General features: G+C 50.8%; 17 protein-coding genes. 10 read left to right on the forward strand and 7 right to left on the reverse strand.

Annotated features, from left to right (window positions below; translation table 11 throughout):
- The first annotated feature begins 226 nt into the window (after positions 1-226).
- Positions 227-1,324, forward strand: a complete 1,098-nt coding sequence (gene mltA / locus D9742_RS03380; protein ID WP_130235985.1) for a murein transglycosylase A — start codon at positions 227-229, stop codon at positions 1,322-1,324.
- Positions 1,325-1,562: 238 nt separating this feature from the next.
- A complete protein-coding gene (gene tcdA / locus D9742_RS03385) occupies positions 1,563-2,369 on the forward strand; it encodes a tRNA cyclic N6-threonylcarbamoyladenosine(37) synthase TcdA (protein WP_000117724.1) in 807 nt (268 codons plus the stop codon).
- A 56-nt stretch (positions 2,370-2,425) separates the two neighbouring features.
- Here tcdA and csdE read toward each other — a convergent pair whose 3' ends face one another.
- Positions 2,426-2,869, reverse strand: a complete 444-nt coding sequence (gene csdE / locus D9742_RS03390) for a cysteine desulfurase sulfur acceptor subunit CsdE (protein ID WP_130235986.1) — start codon at positions 2,867-2,869, stop codon at positions 2,426-2,428.
- Positions 2,869-4,074, reverse strand: a complete 1,206-nt coding sequence (gene csdA, locus D9742_RS03395) for a cysteine desulfurase CsdA (protein WP_130235987.1) — start codon at positions 4,072-4,074, stop codon at positions 2,869-2,871. The genes csdE and csdA overlap by 1 nt, the downstream gene beginning before the upstream one ends.
- A gap of 191 nt (positions 4,075-4,265) precedes the next feature.
- On the opposite strand from csdA, the gene D9742_RS03400 reads away from it, so the two are divergent.
- The 4 genes from D9742_RS03400 to rlmM all read left to right on the forward strand — a co-directional run bounded on the left by D9742_RS03400 (position 4,266) and on the right by rlmM (position 7,268).
- Positions 4,266-4,493, forward strand: coding sequence for a YgdI/YgdR family lipoprotein (locus D9742_RS03400; protein ID WP_130235988.1), 228 nt, complete (start codon positions 4,266-4,268; stop codon positions 4,491-4,493).
- A gap of 350 nt (positions 4,494-4,843) precedes the next feature.
- On the forward strand, positions 4,844-5,761 hold the full coding sequence (gene gcvA / locus D9742_RS03405; RefSeq protein WP_130207706.1) for a glycine cleavage system transcriptional regulator GcvA: 918 nt from the start codon (positions 4,844-4,846) through the stop codon (positions 5,759-5,761).
- Positions 5,762-5,779: 18 nt separating this feature from the next.
- The gene (locus D9742_RS03410) at positions 5,780-6,175 is read left to right on the forward strand and encodes a DUF423 domain-containing protein (RefSeq protein WP_000203905.1); all 396 of its coding nucleotides are present in this window, start codon (positions 5,780-5,782) and stop codon (positions 6,173-6,175) included.
- A complete protein-coding gene (gene rlmM, locus D9742_RS03415) occupies positions 6,168-7,268 on the forward strand; it encodes a 23S rRNA (cytidine(2498)-2'-O)-methyltransferase RlmM (protein ID WP_130235989.1) in 1,101 nt (366 codons plus the stop codon). Before D9742_RS03410 ends, rlmM begins: the two co-directional genes overlap by 8 nt.
- A gap of 53 nt (positions 7,269-7,321) precedes the next feature.
- Here the strand turns inward: rlmM and xni are convergent, their stop codons facing one another.
- The 5 genes from xni to queF all read right to left on the reverse strand — a co-directional run bounded on the left by xni (position 7,322) and on the right by queF (position 13,784).
- Complete coding sequence (xni, locus tag D9742_RS03420; protein ID WP_130235990.1) at positions 7,322-8,077, reverse strand: flap endonuclease Xni; 756 nt, start codon at positions 8,075-8,077, stop codon at positions 7,322-7,324.
- 111 nt (positions 8,078-8,188) lie between these two features.
- Positions 8,189-9,556, reverse strand: coding sequence for an L-serine ammonia-lyase II (gene sdaB / locus D9742_RS03425; protein WP_130235991.1), 1,368 nt, complete (start codon positions 9,554-9,556; stop codon positions 8,189-8,191).
- A 57-nt stretch (positions 9,557-9,613) separates the two neighbouring features.
- The gene (sdaC, locus tag D9742_RS03430; protein WP_064528228.1) at positions 9,614-10,903 is read right to left on the reverse strand and encodes an HAAAP family serine/threonine permease SdaC; all 1,290 of its coding nucleotides are present in this window, start codon (positions 10,901-10,903) and stop codon (positions 9,614-9,616) included.
- Positions 10,904-11,459: 556 nt separating this feature from the next.
- Complete coding sequence (ppnN, locus tag D9742_RS03435) at positions 11,460-12,824, reverse strand: nucleotide 5'-monophosphate nucleosidase PpnN (RefSeq protein ID WP_130235992.1); 1,365 nt, start codon at positions 12,822-12,824, stop codon at positions 11,460-11,462.
- Positions 12,825-12,935: 111 nt separating this feature from the next.
- Positions 12,936-13,784: an NADPH-dependent 7-cyano-7-deazaguanine reductase QueF gene (gene queF, locus D9742_RS03440; protein WP_130235993.1), complete on the reverse strand. Its 849-nt coding sequence runs from the start codon at positions 13,782-13,784 to the stop codon at positions 12,936-12,938.
- Between the two features lie 67 nt (positions 13,785-13,851).
- Here queF and syd point away from each other — a divergent pair, with 67 nt between their 5' ends.
- The 4 genes from syd (at position 13,852) to D9742_RS03460 (ending at position 16,598) form a co-directional block, all read left to right on the forward strand.
- Complete coding sequence (gene syd / locus D9742_RS03445) at positions 13,852-14,397, forward strand: SecY-interacting protein (protein ID WP_130235994.1); 546 nt, start codon at positions 13,852-13,854, stop codon at positions 14,395-14,397.
- 622 nt (positions 14,398-15,019) lie between these two features.
- Positions 15,020-15,349: a YqcC family protein gene (locus tag D9742_RS03450; protein WP_130207692.1), complete on the forward strand. Its 330-nt coding sequence runs from the start codon at positions 15,020-15,022 to the stop codon at positions 15,347-15,349.
- Positions 15,349-16,131, forward strand: a complete 783-nt coding sequence (truC, locus tag D9742_RS03455) for a tRNA pseudouridine(65) synthase TruC (RefSeq protein ID WP_130235995.1) — start codon at positions 15,349-15,351, stop codon at positions 16,129-16,131. The genes D9742_RS03450 and truC overlap by 1 nt, the downstream gene beginning before the upstream one ends.
- 17 nt (positions 16,132-16,148) lie before the next feature.
- The gene (locus D9742_RS03460) at positions 16,149-16,598 is read left to right on the forward strand and encodes a flavodoxin (protein ID WP_130235996.1); all 450 of its coding nucleotides are present in this window, start codon (positions 16,149-16,151) and stop codon (positions 16,596-16,598) included.
- The last annotated feature ends 280 nt before the right edge of the window (positions 16,599-16,878 follow it).

Below are 16,878 nucleotides of genomic sequence, written 5' to 3' on the forward strand. Positions count from 1 at the left end.
CAGGCTGCTCCACCCCGCGTCCGTGGATGCGCACTATACTCCGCTCGCGTTTTCATGCAACCTTTTTTTTACCCGGATCACGGATTCGGCATGATTTTGAACAAAAACAAAGCACTGAAGACTATTTTTTGTGCAAAGTTTGCATAAGGGAACGCTACGCATTTCATTAAAGGCAACGGTTTGTTATCTTCATTACGCCTTATTTTTTAACCTGAAGAAGAGAACAATGAAAGGACGTTGGGTAAAGTACCTTCTTATGGGCGCGGTTGTGACGATACTAGCTGCCTGCTCCTCCAAACCAACCGATCGCGGACAGCAATATAAAGACGGGAAATTTACCCAGCCTTTCTCTCTGGTGAACCAACCAGATGCCGTTGGCGCGCCGATTAACGCCGGTGATTTTGCCGAACAAATTAACCATATCCGTAACGCGTCGCCGCGTCTGTATGGCAACCAGAGTAGCGTTTATAACGCCGTGCAGGAGTGGCTGCGTGCGGGCGGTGATACCCGTAATATGCGCCAGTTCGGCATTGACGCCTGGCAGATGGAAGGCGCGGATAATTACGGTAACGTGCAGTTTACGGGCTATTACACGCCGGTGATTCAGGCACGCCATACTCGTCAGGGCGAGTTTCAGTATCCTATTTACCGTATGCCGCCAAAACGTGGGCGTTTGCCGTCTCGTGCAGAGATCTACGCGGGAGCATTGAGCGATAAATATATCCTCGCTTACAGCAACTCTCTGATGGATAACTTCATTATGGATGTGCAGGGTAGCGGGTATATCGATTTTGGTGATGGCAGCCCGCTTAACTTCTTCAGCTATGCCGGAAAGAACGGTCATGCCTACCGTAGTATTGGCAAGGTGCTGATCGATCGCGGCGAAGTGAAAAAAGAAGATATGTCGATGCAGGCGATTCGTCACTGGGGGGAAACACACAGTGAAGCTGAAGTTCGCGAACTGCTGGAGCAGAACCCGTCTTTCGTCTTCTTTAAACCGCAGTCTTTTGCGCCGGTGAAAGGAGCAAGTGCGGTGCCGCTGGTTGGTCGCGCGTCGGTAGCGTCTGACCGCAGCATTATCCCGGCGGGGACAACCTTGCTGGCAGAAGTGCCGCTGCTGGATAATAACGGCAAATTTAATGGTCAGTACGAATTGCGTCTGATGGTGGCACTGGATGTCGGTGGCGCAATCAAAGGCCAACACTTCGATATTTACCAGGGGATTGGACCGGAAGCCGGACACCGCGCAGGTTGGTATAATCACTATGGTCGTGTTTGGGTGCTGAAAACGGCTCCGGGCGCAGGTAACGTCTTTAGTGGCTGATGTGTTATTCTTTATGCCGTTTTTACGGATAAGGCAGGGTGAGGGGTAACCTCACCTCCTGATTGTTGACTAAGTGTGCGTTGTTCGTGCCGGATGCGGCGTGAACGCCTTATCCGGCCTACAAATTATGCAAATTCAATATATTGCAGGAGTTATGTAGGCCTGATAAGCGTAGCGCATCGGGCATTTATGCGTTTAGGGTGAGGGATAACCTCGCCCTTTTTAATTCTGAGGTGCTATGTCTGTTGTAATTAGTGATGCATGGCGTCAGCGTTTTGGTGGCACAGCGCGTCTGTATGGTGAAAAAGCGTTGCAACTGTTTGCTGATGCGCATATTTGTGTGGTGGGTATCGGTGGCGTCGGTTCCTGGGCGGCGGAAGCGCTGGCGCGCACGGGGATTGGCGCAATCACGCTTATCGATATGGATGATGTGTGTGTCACTAATACCAATCGGCAAATTCACGCCCTGCGAGATAACGTTGGGCTGGCAAAGGCGGAAGTAATGGCGGAGCGTATTCGCCAGATTAACCCGGAGTGCCGTGTAACGGTGGTGGATGACTTCGTGACGCCGGATAACGTAGCGCAATATATGAGTGCCGGTTATTCGTATGTAATTGATGCCATTGATAGCGTACGACCCAAAGCAGCCCTTATTGCTTATTGCCGTCGCAATAAAATCCCCCTGGTCACGACCGGCGGTGCTGGCGGGCAGATTGATCCGACGCAGATTCAGGTTACCGATCTGGCGAAAACGATTCAGGACCCGCTGGCGGCGAAGCTGCGCGAGCGTCTAAAAAGCGATTTTGGCGTAGTGAAAAACAGTAAAGGTAAGCTCGGCGTGGATTGCGTGTTCTCTACCGAAGCATTGGTGTACCCGCAGTCAGACGGCACGGTCTGTGCAATGAAAGCCACGGCAGAAGGGCCAAAGCGGATGGATTGTGCATCTGGATTTGGCGCGGCGACGATGGTGACCGCCACCTTTGGTTTTGTTGCGGTTTCCCATGCGCTGAAGAAGATGATGGCGAAAGCGGCGCGTCAGGGGTAAACATTAGGTCGGATGCGACGTCTGGTGTGTCTTATCCGACCAGGAACTGTGTAACATCAAGCTTGCTTCGCCGCGGCGAGAATTGCCTCGCTTAGCGCATTCAATCCCTGACTGCGAGAGGCGCTAAGTTGCGCACGCAATCCCAGCTCATCAAACAATGCCAGCGGCGACTGTGCCTGTAACTCGGCGGCAGTTTTGCCCTCAACGGCGGTCAATAATACGGCCAGCAGGCCGCGCACAATGCGCCCTTCGCTATCACCAAAGAAATGCATCCTACCGTTTTCTGCAACGGTATATCCAAGCCAGACGCGGTTTTCACATCCGGCAATCTCTTTAGCCTGTGCTTTTAATTCGTCTGGTAAAGCAGGAAGCTGTTTCCCCAACATAATCAGCTGGCGATATTTGTCTTCCCATTGCGTCAACGGCGCGAAAGTATCGCGTAACGTCTCTACGGTAACGGTTGTGCCGAACGGATGTCCGGCGAATTGCGGGTTCGTCATTAATCCACCAATAATTCCAGCGCACGGTCAACGGCATTCACCAGCGCATCCACATCACTCTTTGTATTATATGGCGCAAAAGAGGCGCGCAGTGTGCCGGTTACGCCTAATTCTGCCAGTAGCGGCTGAGCGCAATGCTGCCCGGCCCGCAGGGCAATACCGTACTCCGCCAGCAGCGTCACCATATCGCTGTGATGAATGCCAGCGAAATCAAAGGCCAGCAGGCTGGAATCCTGGCAGCGAAATGAGCGGAAGCCCGGACGTTTTGCCAGAGCGTCTTCTGCAAGCGTAGCTAAGCTACGGCTCCAGCTTTCGGCCTGGTTGATATCGTAATCTGCCAACCATTCCAGCGCCGCGCTTAATCCTATGACACCAGCGACATTTGGCGTTCCTGCTTCCAGTTTCCACGGCGCCGATTGAGTAGTGAAGCCGTCAAAACTCACTTCGTGAATCATTTTGCCGCCGCCCAGCCAGGGCGACATTGCTTCCAGCAGTTCTGGTTTGCCGTAAAGTACGCCGATACCCGTCGGGCCATACATTTTGTGACCAGAGAAAGCATAGAAATCGATGTCCAGTTTCTGAACATCGGCAGGGAAATGCACTGCGCCCTGAGCACCATCAACCATCACCACCATCCCGGCTGAATGAGCAAAGGTAATCGCTCGCGCCAGATCCGGGCAACCGCCAGTGACATTCGACATCTGGCCCAATGCCAGAATTCGACTACGGGGGGTAATCAACTCCGGCAATAAATCGACATCCGGCAACCACTGCGCATTAAGCGGCAATTTCACCACTTTGGCTCCGGTTTGTTGGGCGACCATTAGCCAGGGCACGAGGTTAGCGTGATGTTCTGCCACGCTGACAATAATTTCATCACCCGGCTGCAAGCGCGGACGGGCATAACATTGCGCCACCATGTTGATGGATTCGGTGGTGCCGCGCGTCCAGACGATAGTTTTATCATCCGGTGCATTTAGCAATTGCGCCACTTTCTCCCGAGCGGCCTCATAACGCGCGGTCAGGCGTTGGGCTTCGGCAAACTGGCTGCGATGAACGTTTCCGGCGCTCAGACTATAGAACTGCCGGGTTGCTTCAACCACAGCTTCGGGTTTGAGTGCGGTCGCGGCACTATCGAGATAAACGCCCGCATCCTGTAGCGCGGGAAACTGGGCGCGAAATTGCGCGGGATTAAAAACGTTCATGAGACTCCTCGGCTTGATTCGCCGATCGTGACGCAAAATTCACTTTGATACAAGGAGAGTGCTAACCATCGGAATCGTCTGGATATCCTGTCGAAGCCGCGTCAGTAACATATGCTGAATAGTGTTAGGCGTTAATTTTAGCCTGTTAATCAATATTATTAAGATTTAGTAATCGTTTTAAGGAGAAGAAGATGAAAAAGACTGCCGCAATTATCTCTGCCTGTATGCTGACTTTTGCCCTGAGCGCCTGTTCCGGTTCGAACTATGTGATGCACACCAATGACGGACGTACCATTATATCTGATGGTAAGCCGATGACGGATGATGAAACCGGTATGATTTCTTATAAAGACGCTAATGGCAACAAACAGCAGATCAACCGTACCGACGTGAAAGAGATGGTCGAACTGGATCAGTAATTCGCGATCGCAAGGTAAAAAAAAGCACCGCAATTAGGCGGTGCTACATTAATCACTATGGACAGACAGGGTAAATGTACAGGAAGTGAAAAAAGGTAGCTTTGCTACCATGGTCTGAATCGCAGACCAATTGCAAACACAACAACACAACATCACAACCGTAAGCCAAAAGTTCACCAGAACACGCATTCCGATAAAACTTTTCGTTCCGGCTCAGGAAGTGCCGCCACTATAGGTATTTGCTGGTAGAAGCTCAACGGACAAATTATAATGGCTCAGATTAAAAAAACTAATAGGTTGCACAATGCGGCCTAATTGTTAAATTCTTTTAACATCAAAGTTTAAAAGCCATGTCAAAACGATTACCACCGCTAAATGCCTTACGAGTTTTTGATGCCGCCGCCCGCCATTTAAGCTTCACGCGCGCAGCAGAAGAGCTTTTTGTGACCCAGGCCGCAGTAAGTCATCAAATCAAGTCCCTTGAGGATTTTTTGGGGCTAAAACTGTTTCGCCGCCGTAATCGTTCACTTCTGTTGACCGAGGAAGGGCAAAGCTATTTTCTCGATATCAAAGAGATATTTTCGCAATTAACCGAAGCGACGCGTAAACTCCAGGCCCGTAGCGCCAAAGGGGCATTGACGGTCAGCTTACTCCCCAGTTTTGCCATCCACTGGCTGGTACCGCGACTTTCCAGCTTTAATTCAGCTTATCCGGGAATCGACGTTCGAATCCAGGCGGTTGATCGTCAGGAAGATAAACTGGCGGATGATGTCGATGTGGCGATATTTTATGGTCGAGGCAACTGGCCGGGACTTCGGGTGGAAAAGCTTTACGCTGAATACCTGTTGCCAGTGTGTTCGCCTTTACTATTAACCGGTGAGAAATCCTTGAAGACGCCGGAAGATCTGGCTAAACATACGTTATTACACGATGCCTCCCGGCGAGACTGGCAGACATATACCCGCCAGTTGGGGCTAACTCATATCAACGTACAGCAAGGGCCTATCTTCAGCCATAGCGCCATGGTGCTACAAGCAGCCATTCACGGGCAGGGCGTGGCGCTGGCAAATAATGTGATGGCGCAATCTGAAATTGAGGCCGGACGCCTTGTTTGCCCGTTTAATGATGTACTGGTCAGTAAAAATGCTTTTTATCTGGTATGTCATGACAGCCAGGCAGAACTGGGTAAAATAGCCGCCTTTCGTCAATGGATCCTGGCGAAGGCCGCTGCTGAACAAGAAAAATTCCGCTTTCGTTATGAACAATAATTTATGTAGGGTACGACCATGACCAGCCGTTTTATGCTGATTTTCGCCGCCATTAGCGGCTTCATTTTTGTCGCTCTGGGTGCTTTTGGTGCGCATGTTTTAAGTAAAACTATGGGCGCCGTTGAAATGGGCTGGATCCAGACCGGCCTCGAATACCAGGCCTTCCATACGCTGGCGATTTTAGGTCTGGCGGTGGCGATGCAACGTCGCATCAGTATCTGGTTTTACTGGAGTAGCGTTTTCCTCGCGTTAGGCACGGTGCTGTTCAGCGGCAGCCTTTATTGTCTGGCGCTGTCCCATCTGCGTTTGTGGGCGTTTGTCACACCGGTTGGCGGCGTGAGTTTCCTCGCGGGCTGGGCGTTAATGTTAGTGGGTGCTATCCGTTTAAAGCGCAAGGGCGTAAGTCATGAATAAGGTTGTATTGTTGTGCCGTCCGGGCTTTGAAAAAGAGTGCGCCGCAGAAATTACCGATAAAGCCGGGCTGCGGGAAATATTCGGTTTTGCCCGTGTAAAAGAGAATGCGGGTTATGTGATTTATGAATGTTATCAAGCGGAAGATGGTGATAAGTTAATCCGTGAACTGCCATTTAGTTCATTAATTTTTGCCCGCCAGTGGTTTGTGGTGGGTGAACTGCTCCAGCATTTGCCGCCGGAAGACCGTATTACGCCAATAGTTGGCATGTTGCAGGGTGTGGTAGAGAAGGGCGGTGAACTTCGCGTTGAAGTTGCGGACACCAACGAAAGCAAAGAGTTACTGAAATTCTGCCGCAAGTTTACCGTACCGCTACGGGCTGCTTTGCGTGATGCGGGCGTCCTGGCGAACTATGAAACGCCGAAGCGTCCGGTGGTGCATGTCTTCTTTATCGCACCAGGCTGCTGTTATACCGGCTACTCCTACAGCAATAATAATTCGCCGTTCTATATGGGCATTCCACGGCTGAAGTTTCCGGCAGATGCGCCGAGTCGTTCCACGCTCAAACTGGAAGAGGCATTTCATGTGTTTATTCCTGCGGATGAATGGGATGAACGCCTGGCGAACGGGATGTGGGCTGTGGATCTGGGCGCTTGCCCGGGTGGCTGGACCTACCAACTGGTGAAGCGCAACATGTGGGTTTACTCCGTTGATAACGGCCCGATGGCGCAAAGTCTGATGGATACCGGACAAGTAACATGGCTGCGGGAAGATGGTTTTAAATTCCGCCCGACACGTAGCAATATCTCGTGGATGGTGTGTGACATGGTGGAAAAACCGGCGAAGGTCGCGGCTTTGATGGCGCAGTGGCTGGTTAATGGCTGGTGTCGTGAAACCATCTTCAACCTTAAGTTGCCGATGAAAAAACGCTACGAAGAAGTATCACACAATCTGGCGTACATTCAGGCACAGCTTGATGAACATGGCATTAACGCCCAGATTCAGGCGCGTCAGTTGTATCACGATCGCGAAGAAGTGACGGTGCATGTCCGTCGCATCTGGGCTGCGGTAGGTGGTCGTCGCGACGAACGCTAATCGCTGACTACGTGTGCCGGAAGCTCTTTCTGTCTGCTTCCGGCATTGGTTTATCAGCGTTTAAGTCTTAGCTGTTGTAAATTGCCGTCGATATGCAAATCGGTTTGTAAGCGGGCAATATCGCGGCACAGGAACGCCATCTCTTTATGAGCTTCTAATTTCTTGCGCCACTTTTCGGCAACCGCATCCAGATTCGCATAGATCCCTTCCAGACTCTGAAACTCGACCAGCAGCTGCGTGGCGCTTTTTGGTCCGATTCCCGCAACACCCGGTACCTTTGAACTGCTGATCCCCGCAAGCCCCCAGTAATCGGGCAACTGCTGCGGTTGAACGCCAAATTCTTTATCAATAAATGGCGCATCCAGCCAACGTTTCTGGAAGTAATCACGAATACGTAATGTAGGTGAAAGTAACTGACAGTAGCCTTTATCTGTCGAAACAATCGTTGCCTGATGCCCGGCCTGTGTCACTTTGACCGCCAGCGTGGCGGCTAAGTCATCGGCTTCGTTGCCGCTGGCTGACCAGCACGGAACACCGCGTTGCTCAAAGGCGGCGCGTAACGCGGGCATTTCGTTGTGCAACTCTTCCGGCATTGGCGGGCGACCCGCTTTGTAATCTGGCAGGCGCTGATGACGCCAGCCGCTACTACGGTTTTCATCATCGAAAACGGCGACCGCGTGGGTTGGCTGGCTGTGCATAATGAGCTGATCGAGCGCGTGCTGGCAGGTTTCGATACAGGGCGAGCCCTGAACGGCATGAATGCGACGAATAAGATTCAGTGCATCGACGATGAGCAAATGAACAGCCACGATAACCCCCTTAAAGATCAGGCGATAAGGGTAACATTCGATGCCGGAACAGGCTATGGCTGGTTGAGAAAACAGGAAGAGGCCTCGCAAAACGAGGCCTCTGGAGAGCGATTAATCGCAGGCAACGATCTTCATCGCCAGGCCGCCGCGAGAGGTTTCGCGGTACTTGGCGTTCATATCTTTACCTGTTTCGTACATGGTTTCGATAACTTTATCGAGGCAGACGCGTGGTTCGCTGGTACGGCGCAGCGCCATACGTGCAGCGTTCACCGCTTTCACTGCCGCAATGGCGTTACGCTCAATGCACGGTACCTGAACTTGCCCAGCGACTGGGTCACAAGTCAGACCGAGGTTGTGCTCCATGGCGATTTCTGCCGCGATGCACACCTGCGCCGGGCTTGCGCCTAACAGTTCTGCCAGACCAGCCGCCGCCATTGAGCACGCCACGCCAACTTCACCCTGGCAACCCACTTCGGCACCGGAAATCGACGCGTTCATCTTATAAAGAGAACCAATCGCGCTGGCTACAAGCAGGTAGCGAGCCAGTGAGTTAGCGTTCACTTCGCGGATAAACTTATCGTAGTATGCCAGCACTGCCGGGATAATCCCGCATGCACCGTTAGTCGGTGCAGTCACCACACGACCACCTGCCGCGTTCTCTTCGTTCACTGCCAGTGCGAACATGTTGATCCAGTCAACAACCGCCATCGGGTCAGTGGTGGTTTTATCCTGGCTGACCAGCATCCGGCGCAGTGCCGCGGCACGGCGTGGAACGCGCAGTTTGCCTGGCAACACGCCTTCGGTGGAAATACCGCGTTCAATACCGCCGCGCATCACTTCCCAGACGTTCGCCAGGTGCTGTTCCAGCTCTTCTTTGCTGTGCAGCGCCAGCTCGTTTTTCATCATCAGGCCAGAGAGTGACAGCCCGGTTTCCTGACAATGTTTTTGCAGATCGGCTGCTGAACTATACGGATAAGGAACTTCAACCGGTGCGCTATCTTGCTGACCAAAATGTTCTTCATCAACGATAAAGCCACCGCCGATAGAGTAGTAAGTCTGGCTGTAAACGACTTTATCGCCCGCCAGCGCGGTAATGCGCATACCGTTCTCATGCAGAGAAAGGTTATCGGCATGGAAGTTCATGCATTGATCAACCGGGAACTCCACTTCGTGCTGGCCGTTTGCCAGCAACAGGCGACCGTGAGTATTCACATCCTGAATAAAACCTGGGATGGAATCGATATCCACGGTATCCGGCAGATTCCCTGCCAGGCCCATAATAATGGCGATATCAGTGTGGTGCCCTTTGCCGGTCAGAGAGAGCGAACCATAGACGTCAACCACCACGCGGGTTACGTCTTTAAGCAGGTTACGGGCAATCAGATCGTCGGTAAATTGTTTACCCGCTTTCATTGGTCCAACGGTATGAGAACTGGAAGGGCCAATGCCGATTTTGAAAATATCGAATACGCTAATCATAGGAAATACATCGCGTTAAAACGGAGGAAGCGCCGCCCGAAAGCGGCGCGAAAGAACTTAGCTGAACAGAGAGTAGAAGATTGCGGAGATTGCAATCAGACCCATCACGACAACGAATACGTTGCTGATGTGACCGCTGTACTTACGCATTGCCGGTACTTTCTGAATGGCGTACATCGGCATCAGGAACAGGATCATCGCGATGATTGGGCCGCCCAGGGTTTCAATCATACCCAGGATGCTCGGGTTCAGGGTGGCAACAATCCAGGTCGTTACCAGCATGAACAGCGCAGTGATACGGTTCAGCTTGTTGATTTCGATTGACTTACCTTTACCACGCAGTGATTTGATCACCATACCGTTGAAGCCTTCACGTGCGCCCAGGTAGTGGCCCAGGAAGGATTTGGTGATAGCGATAATCGCGATAATCGGAGCCATCCACGCGATGATCGGCGCGTTAAAGTGGTTAGCCAGGTAAGACAGAATCGAGATGTTCTGCTCTTTAGCCGCAGCCAGGTCTGCCGGAGTCAGGCTCAGTACGCAGCTGAATACGAAGAACATTACGGTCAGCACCATCATGATGTGAGCGAATGCCAGGATCTTCGAGCATTTCTGTTCTGCCATATCGCCGTACTCTTCACGCTTCGCAACGGCGAAAGAAGAGATGATCGGAGAGTGGTTGAACGAGAACACCATTACCGGAATCGCCAGCCACAGGGTCATCCACAGACCGTTTCCGGTTGCAGATGCAGTGTCCAGAGACAGCGTTTCCAGTGCTGCGCCGTTCCACTGCGGGATCAGGTACAGAGCCAGCAGCATCAGTACGCCCACAAATGGGAATACCAGAATACTCATTGCTTTAACGATCATCTGCTCACCGAAGCGAACGATGGTCATCATACCCACGATCAGGATCAGCGACAGAATCGCACGCGGCGGCGGCGTCATACCCAGCTGGTGAGACATGAAGCTTTCTACCGTGTTGGTGATTGCCACGCTGTAAACCAGCAGAATCGGGTAGATAGCGAAGAAGTAGAGCAGGGTAATCAGTTTACCTGCGCCAATACCAAAGTGTTCTTCTACAACCTCGGTGATGTCTTCGCCTGGGTTTTTACCAGACAGCACGAAGCGAGTCAGTCCACGGTGCGCAAAGTACGTCATCGGGAACGCAAGAATAGCCATGATGATCAGCGGGATCATACCGCCAACACCGGCGTTGATTGGCAGGAACAGCACACCCGCGCCGATCGCTGTGCCGTAAAGGCCCAGCATCCACATAGTGTCTGTCTTGCGCCAGGCACTGCGAGAGTCTTTCGACGCAATCGTGCTGGTTTGAGTCGTTTCCATCTATTTCTCCTGGAGGAATGCAAATAATTCAGCTTTTAGCCAGTTCAGCCCGGGAAGGTGCCTGGCCGTAAAAATGAAATCTGTCTATCGGCGATGGCTCAATCATTTTCCGCCGTAATAATTTGAGGGCGGAAAGATACACACAAGTTATGTATCTATCAGTGATCTTGATCTCAAATACAATAATCTACTTGGAAGATAGATAATCCCAACGCTTTACTCTGTAAATCAAAAGTAAAAGAGAATTTAAGGGCAATATTTGGCAGATTAACGACATCTGATTTCTTCCGGGGCGCGCAATATATGTAGGTTGAACTGCAAAAATCAATACTTTTAGTTAATGATTGCAGGATTTTCTTTTTTGCAGCGATAAAATGCGGTCTTCAAATTAAGGTAAACGTTTGCGCCACAGCATAAATTGTATGACATATTACAAGTGGTGATATTAATGACATGATGACGCGCTGAAACATTCAAATAACAAATGAAATAGATTGATTGGTAAGCAACCAAAAAAGAGAAAACCCGGCAACAAACGTTACCGGGGGAAGGGAGATTAGGTGCAGATTTCGTAGCAAGGGATGTAGGCAGAGCCTGGCAACTTCATACGATGTTGGGCAACAAACCCCTGAAGCAGGTCGTCCATACGACGCATGATCTCTTTATCGCCGTTAATTTTGTAAGGACCAAACTCTTCAATGGCGCGAATACCGACTTCTTTTACGTTACCCGCTACAATGCCAGAAAACGCACGACGCAGGTCGGCGGCCAGCACTTCAACTGGCTGATCTGGATAAAGCTTCAGATTAGCCATATTCTCGTGAGACGGCTCAAACGGCATTTGCAAATCTGGCGTAATACGCATTGACCAGTTAAAGCTGTAGGCATCGCCCGTATCGCGACGGTTTTCTTTCACCTGTGGCATCGCTTTTTTCATCTGACGGGCTACTTCTGCAGCGTCATCAATGATGATGCGATAATGGCGGCGCGCGTTTTCTCCCAATGTATGCACGACAAACTCATCCAGTACGCGGAAGTAATCAGCACTCTCTTTCGGGCCGGTGAGGATCAATGGCAAGACCTGATCTTTATTGGCCGGATTCATTAAAATTCCCAGCAAATACAGCAACTCTTCCGCTGTACCCACACCACCAGGGAAGATAATGATGCCGTGGGCGATACGGACAAACGCTTCCAGACGTTTTTCGATATCTGGCATGATGATCAGTTCGTTAACCAGCGGGTTAGGCGGTTCAGCGGCGATAATCGATGGTTCAGTCATACCAATAAAACGGCTGTCTTTGTAACGCTGTTGGGCGTGTCCGACCGCCGCGCCTTTCATCGGCGCTTCCATCGCGCCTGGACCACAGCCAGTGCAGATATTTAACTCACGCAGCCCCAACTGATTACCAACGCGACGGGCATATAAATACTCGTTTTCATTGATGGAGTGACCGCCCCAGCACACCACCATATTTGGCGCTTCGCCCACATGCAGCGCGCGAGCATTGCGCAAGATAGAAAAGACCAGGTTGGTAATGTGAACAGAGTTGTCGAGATTCAGGTTTGGAAAACGAACGGTGTTATGGATTTGCCCATAGACGAAGAGAATGTCGCGCAGAACGGCAAACAAGTTGGCCTGCAAGGAGCGAATTATACGCCCATCGACAAAAGCTTCTTCCGGGGGATTGATCAGTTCTAGCTTCACGCCGCGTTCACGGCGTAACACGTTAATGTCGAAATTCTCAAAACGGGACAGCAATTCTTTGCTGTTATCTGTGAGGCTACCGGAGTTCAGAACAGCGAGTGAACAGTTGCGAAATAATTGATAGAGGTCGCTGCTGGCGGTGCGTTTAAGCATGTCCACTTCCAACTGCGACAACATATCCATGGAGCCAAGCGGGCTAATATGTGTAATCAAGAAAAACTCCTTATGGGACGATTATCGTCATTCCCTTTGATTACAATAGCCCTGCCTGATGACCTTTCACAACCTTATGCGTGAATCCAGCACGCAAAATTGAGAAAAATTTTATTGCCGTGCCAGACGGGTTGTTGATGGGACAAAATCACAGTTACTGCGCCAGGGGTTAATGTCCAGACCGCCACGACGGGTATAACGTGCGTAAACACTTAATTTCTCTGGCTGGCAGAAGCGTAACAGGTCATTAAAAATGCGTTCTACGCACTGTTCATGGAACTCGTTATGATGACGGAAAGAAACCAGATAACGCAGCAGTTTTTCCCTGTCAATCTTGGGTCCACGATACTGAATTTGGATAGAGCCCCAGTCTGGCTGATGAGTAATCAGGCAGTTTGATTTCAGCAGGTGGCTAACGAGAGTTTCCTCCACCACCTTTTCGCCGCTGGTGGCATTTTCAAGATAGTCAGTGGTGAATTCATAGTTATCGATAGCGATATCCTGGTCATCAATGCAGGTGCCGTTGAAATGCCCTACCGGCTGACCTTCCAGTTCATCAAGACGATATAACGCCACGCTAACGTTACCCTGGGCGCAGGTGCTTAAGTCGCGCTCCAGCGTCTGACGCACTTCTTCCCAATTGTTAAAGCGTGTCTGGTTAAAGCTGTTGAGATAGAGCTTAAAACTCTTCGACTCAATGAGATTCACGCTGGTGTAATCAAGTTCAACATGACCCACGGCGACCTGCGGCAAACCTTTCGCATTCAACCAGGACAGTTCATATAGCGTCCAGATATCCGTACCGTGAAAAGGCAGATTATTTGCGTTCAGGCCCAGCGGATCGCGATTCAAACTACGTGGAACGCCTTGTAGCAGGCTGGCGTCATAGGTATCCCGGTAATCGGTTGATTTTCCAAGAGTCAGGCCCGCAAGTGCCTGATGGTTTGCATAAGAAGACATGTTTCACCGTCATAAACCAGATAAACTAAACGACAAGTGTATCTGGTTTAAGTGAAGAGAGAAATTAGTGGACGAATTGACCGCACAAGCCTTGAAAGATTTTACCTCGCGTTACTGCGATGCCTGGCACGAACAGCACAATAGTTGGCCGTTAAGCGAGGAGTTGTATGGCGTTCCTTCACCATGCATTATTTCAACCACTAATGATGCTGTGTTCTGGCAACCGCAGCCGTTTAGCGGTGAGCAAAATGTAAACGCGGTTGAACGTGCGTTTGACATTGTGATACAACCCGCAATTCATACCTTCTATACGACCCAGTTTGCCGGGGATATGCATGCGCAGTTTGGCGATATCAAACTGACATTACTGCAAACCTGGAGTGAAGACGACTTCCGCCGGGTACAGGAAAACCTGATTGGACATCTGGTTACCCAGAAACGCCTGAAACTGCCCCCCACGTTATTTATCGCCACACTGGAAGAAGAGTTGGAAGTGATTTCGGTATGTAATCTCTCTGGCGAAGTATGCAAAGAGACGCTGGGGACGCGGAATCGTACGCATTTAGCCTCAAATCTTGCGGAATTCCTTACGCAGCTTAAGCCTCTTCTGTAATCCAAATACCCCGTCTTGTTGTGAGAGATCTCTTACAGACCCTGTAGGAGATCGCCAGGAAGTAAGTGAATACTTAAAAAGATAAGAATCAATATTTCTATTTTAAATCAATGCATTGAAGAAAAATCCTTAACTTTCATATGAAATTTCCCTTAAGGCATTGTCTGTAAGCGCCTTGTAAGACTCAGCGAAAAAGACGATTCTATCTTCGTCGACAGGGAGTCAGACAACGAAGTGAACATCAGGATGATGACACTTCTAAAGGACACGCCAGGATGGTGCTTCAGGGAAAGGCTTCTGGACGAAGCGAAGAGGAAAACGCTGGATGCGTTAAAGGACACCTCCAGGATGGAGAATGAGAACCGGTCAGGATGATTCGGTGGGTCAGGATGGCCAGGGACACTTCAGGATGAAGTATCACATCGGGGTGGTGTGAGCAGGAAGCATTAGTTCAGGATGAACGATTGGTCGCAAGGCCACAGGAAAAGTTGTCAAGGATGAGCAGGGAGCAACAAAAGTAGCTGGAATGCTGCGAAACGAACCGGGAGCACTGTGAATACAGTGCTCCCTTTTTTTATTCCTGCTATCCTTCGCGGCAGTTTTTTCTTCTTGAGGTTGTTTTATGACCACTCATGACCGCGTTCGTCTTCAGTTGCAGGCGCTTGAAACCTTACTGCGTGAACATCAGCACTGGCGGAGCGATGAACCGCAGCCGCATCAATTCAACAGTACCCAACCTTTCTTTATGGACACCATGGAGCCCCTGGAGTGGTTGCAATGGGTACTGATCCCGCGAATGCACGATCTCTTAGATAATAATCAGCCATTACCAGGGGCTTTCGCCGTGGCGCCGTATTATGAGATGGCGCTGGCGACAGACCATCCCCAGCGCGCGCTTATTCTGGCGGAGCTGGAAAAACTGGATGCGCTTTTTGCGGATGATACAAACTGATGCTGGAAATACTCTACCAGGATGAATGGCTGGTTGCGGTCAACAAACCGTCTGGCTGGCTGGTCCACCGAAGCTGGCTGGATCGCGACGAAAAAGTGGTGGTCATGCAAACCGTGCGTGACCAGATTGGGCAACATGTTTTTACCGCGCATCGTCTGGATCGACCGACTTCCGGCGTATTGTTGATGGGGTTGTCCAGCGAGGCCGGGCGACTGTTAGCGCAACAGTTTGAACAGCACCAAATCCAGAAACGCTACCATGCAATTGTGCGCGGCTGGCTGATGGAAGAAGCGGTGCTGGATTATCCACTGGTGGAAGAACTGGATAAAATTGCTGATAAATTCGCCCGCGAAGATAAAGGCCCGCAGCCGGCGGTAACGCATTATCGCGGTCTGGCGACGGTTGAAATGCCAGTCGCGACCGGGCGTTACCCGACGACACGCTACGGTCTGGTGGAACTGGAGCCGAAAACCGGACGCAAACACCAGCTTCGTCGCCATCTTGCCCATTTGCGCCATCCGATTATTGGCGACAGCAAACATGGCGATTTACGCCAGAATCGCAGCGCGGCTGAACATTTTGGCCTCCAGCGGTTAATGTTGCACGCCAGCAAGTTGTCTTTGACGCATCCTTTTACTGGCGAGTCGCTGACTATTCACGCCGGTCTGGACGACACCTGGATGCAGGCGTTATCACAATTTGGCTGGTGCGGTCTGCTTCCTGAAAATGAAAGGGTTGAGTTCAGCGCGCCATCGGGTCAGGATGGTGAGATAAGTTCCTAATCCAGGGTGAAAACGGTATGGCGGAAATTGGTATTTTTGTCGGCACCATGTACGGGAATTCACTGTTAGTGGCCGAAGAAGCGGAAGCGATTCTGACCGCGCAGGGCCACAAAGCAACGGTATTTGAAGATCCTGAATTAAGCGACTGGCTACCTTATCAGGACAAGTATGTTCTGGTGGTTACGTCCACGACCGGGCAGGGCGACCTTCCTGATAGCATTGTGCCGCTCTTTCAGGGAATCAAAGATAGTCTGGGCTTCCAGCCGAATCTGCGTTATGGCGTGATTGCGCTCGGCGACAGTAGTTATGTGAATTTCTGCAATGGCGGCAAACAGTTCGATGCCTTGTTGCAGGAACAGAGTGCTCAGCGGGTTGGCGAAATGCTGTTGATTGACGCCAGTGAGAACACGGAACCGGAAACGGAATCAAATCCGTGGGTCGAACATTGGGGCACGCTGTTGTCCTGATATGTTCAGCGAGCGGTAAATGCCGTTTTAGCGGTGCTGAATCGAATCTTTTTAGGCAAATGCCAGTAAAAACTGCTTATTAGCGCAGGTTTTTATTGGCGTTTGCCTCGAGTCAAGCGATCTATTTCATACTCTTCTTTATTTCTTCGTTTTAACCCTTCCTTTCTTGTCCTTGTTTTCATTTCCGTGAAGTGGATTCCACCGTCCAGGGCTAATGCCAAAATCGAGCCTCATTGAACGCATTAATGTTGTGTTGTTGCACGGTGAGCCGCTATGGCGC

Origin of the sequence: Escherichia sp. E1V33 (assembly GCF_004211955.1) — a bacterium.
GTDB lineage: Bacteria > Pseudomonadota > Gammaproteobacteria > Enterobacterales > Enterobacteriaceae > Escherichia.

What these genes read in the sequence shown, in the direction of transcription:
- mltA (WP_130235985.1), top strand. Translation starts at nt 227, where the DNA reads ATGAAAGGACGTTGGGTAAAGTACCTTCTTATGGGCGCGGTTGTGACG.
- tcdA (WP_000117724.1), top strand. Translation starts at nt 1,563, where the DNA reads ATGTCTGTTGTAATTAGTGATGCATGGCGTCAGCGTTTTGGTGGCACA.
- csdE (WP_130235986.1), bottom strand. Translation starts at nt 2,869, where the DNA reads ATGACGAACCCGCAATTCGCCGGACATCCGTTCGGCACAACCGTTACC.
- csdA (WP_130235987.1), bottom strand. Translation starts at nt 4,074, where the DNA reads ATGAACGTTTTTAATCCCGCGCAATTTCGCGCCCAGTTTCCCGCGCTA.
- D9742_RS03400 (WP_130235988.1), top strand. Translation starts at nt 4,266, where the DNA reads ATGAAAAAGACTGCCGCAATTATCTCTGCCTGTATGCTGACTTTTGCC.
- gcvA (WP_130207706.1), top strand. Translation starts at nt 4,844, where the DNA reads ATGTCAAAACGATTACCACCGCTAAATGCCTTACGAGTTTTTGATGCC.
- D9742_RS03410 (WP_000203905.1), top strand. Translation starts at nt 5,780, where the DNA reads ATGACCAGCCGTTTTATGCTGATTTTCGCCGCCATTAGCGGCTTCATT.
- rlmM (WP_130235989.1), top strand. Translation starts at nt 6,168, where the DNA reads ATGAATAAGGTTGTATTGTTGTGCCGTCCGGGCTTTGAAAAAGAGTGC.
- sdaB (WP_130235991.1), bottom strand. Translation starts at nt 9,556, where the DNA reads ATGATTAGCGTATTCGATATTTTCAAAATCGGCATTGGCCCTTCCAGT.
- sdaC (WP_064528228.1), bottom strand. Translation starts at nt 10,903, where the DNA reads ATGGAAACGACTCAAACCAGCACGATTGCGTCGAAAGACTCTCGCAGT.
- queF (WP_130235993.1), bottom strand. Translation starts at nt 13,784, where the DNA reads ATGTCTTCTTATGCAAACCATCAGGCACTTGCGGGCCTGACTCTTGGA.
- D9742_RS03450 (WP_130207692.1), top strand. Translation starts at nt 15,020, where the DNA reads ATGACCACTCATGACCGCGTTCGTCTTCAGTTGCAGGCGCTTGAAACC.
- truC (WP_130235995.1), top strand. Translation starts at nt 15,349, where the DNA reads ATGCTGGAAATACTCTACCAGGATGAATGGCTGGTTGCGGTCAACAAA.
- D9742_RS03460 (WP_130235996.1), top strand. Translation starts at nt 16,149, where the DNA reads ATGGCGGAAATTGGTATTTTTGTCGGCACCATGTACGGGAATTCACTG.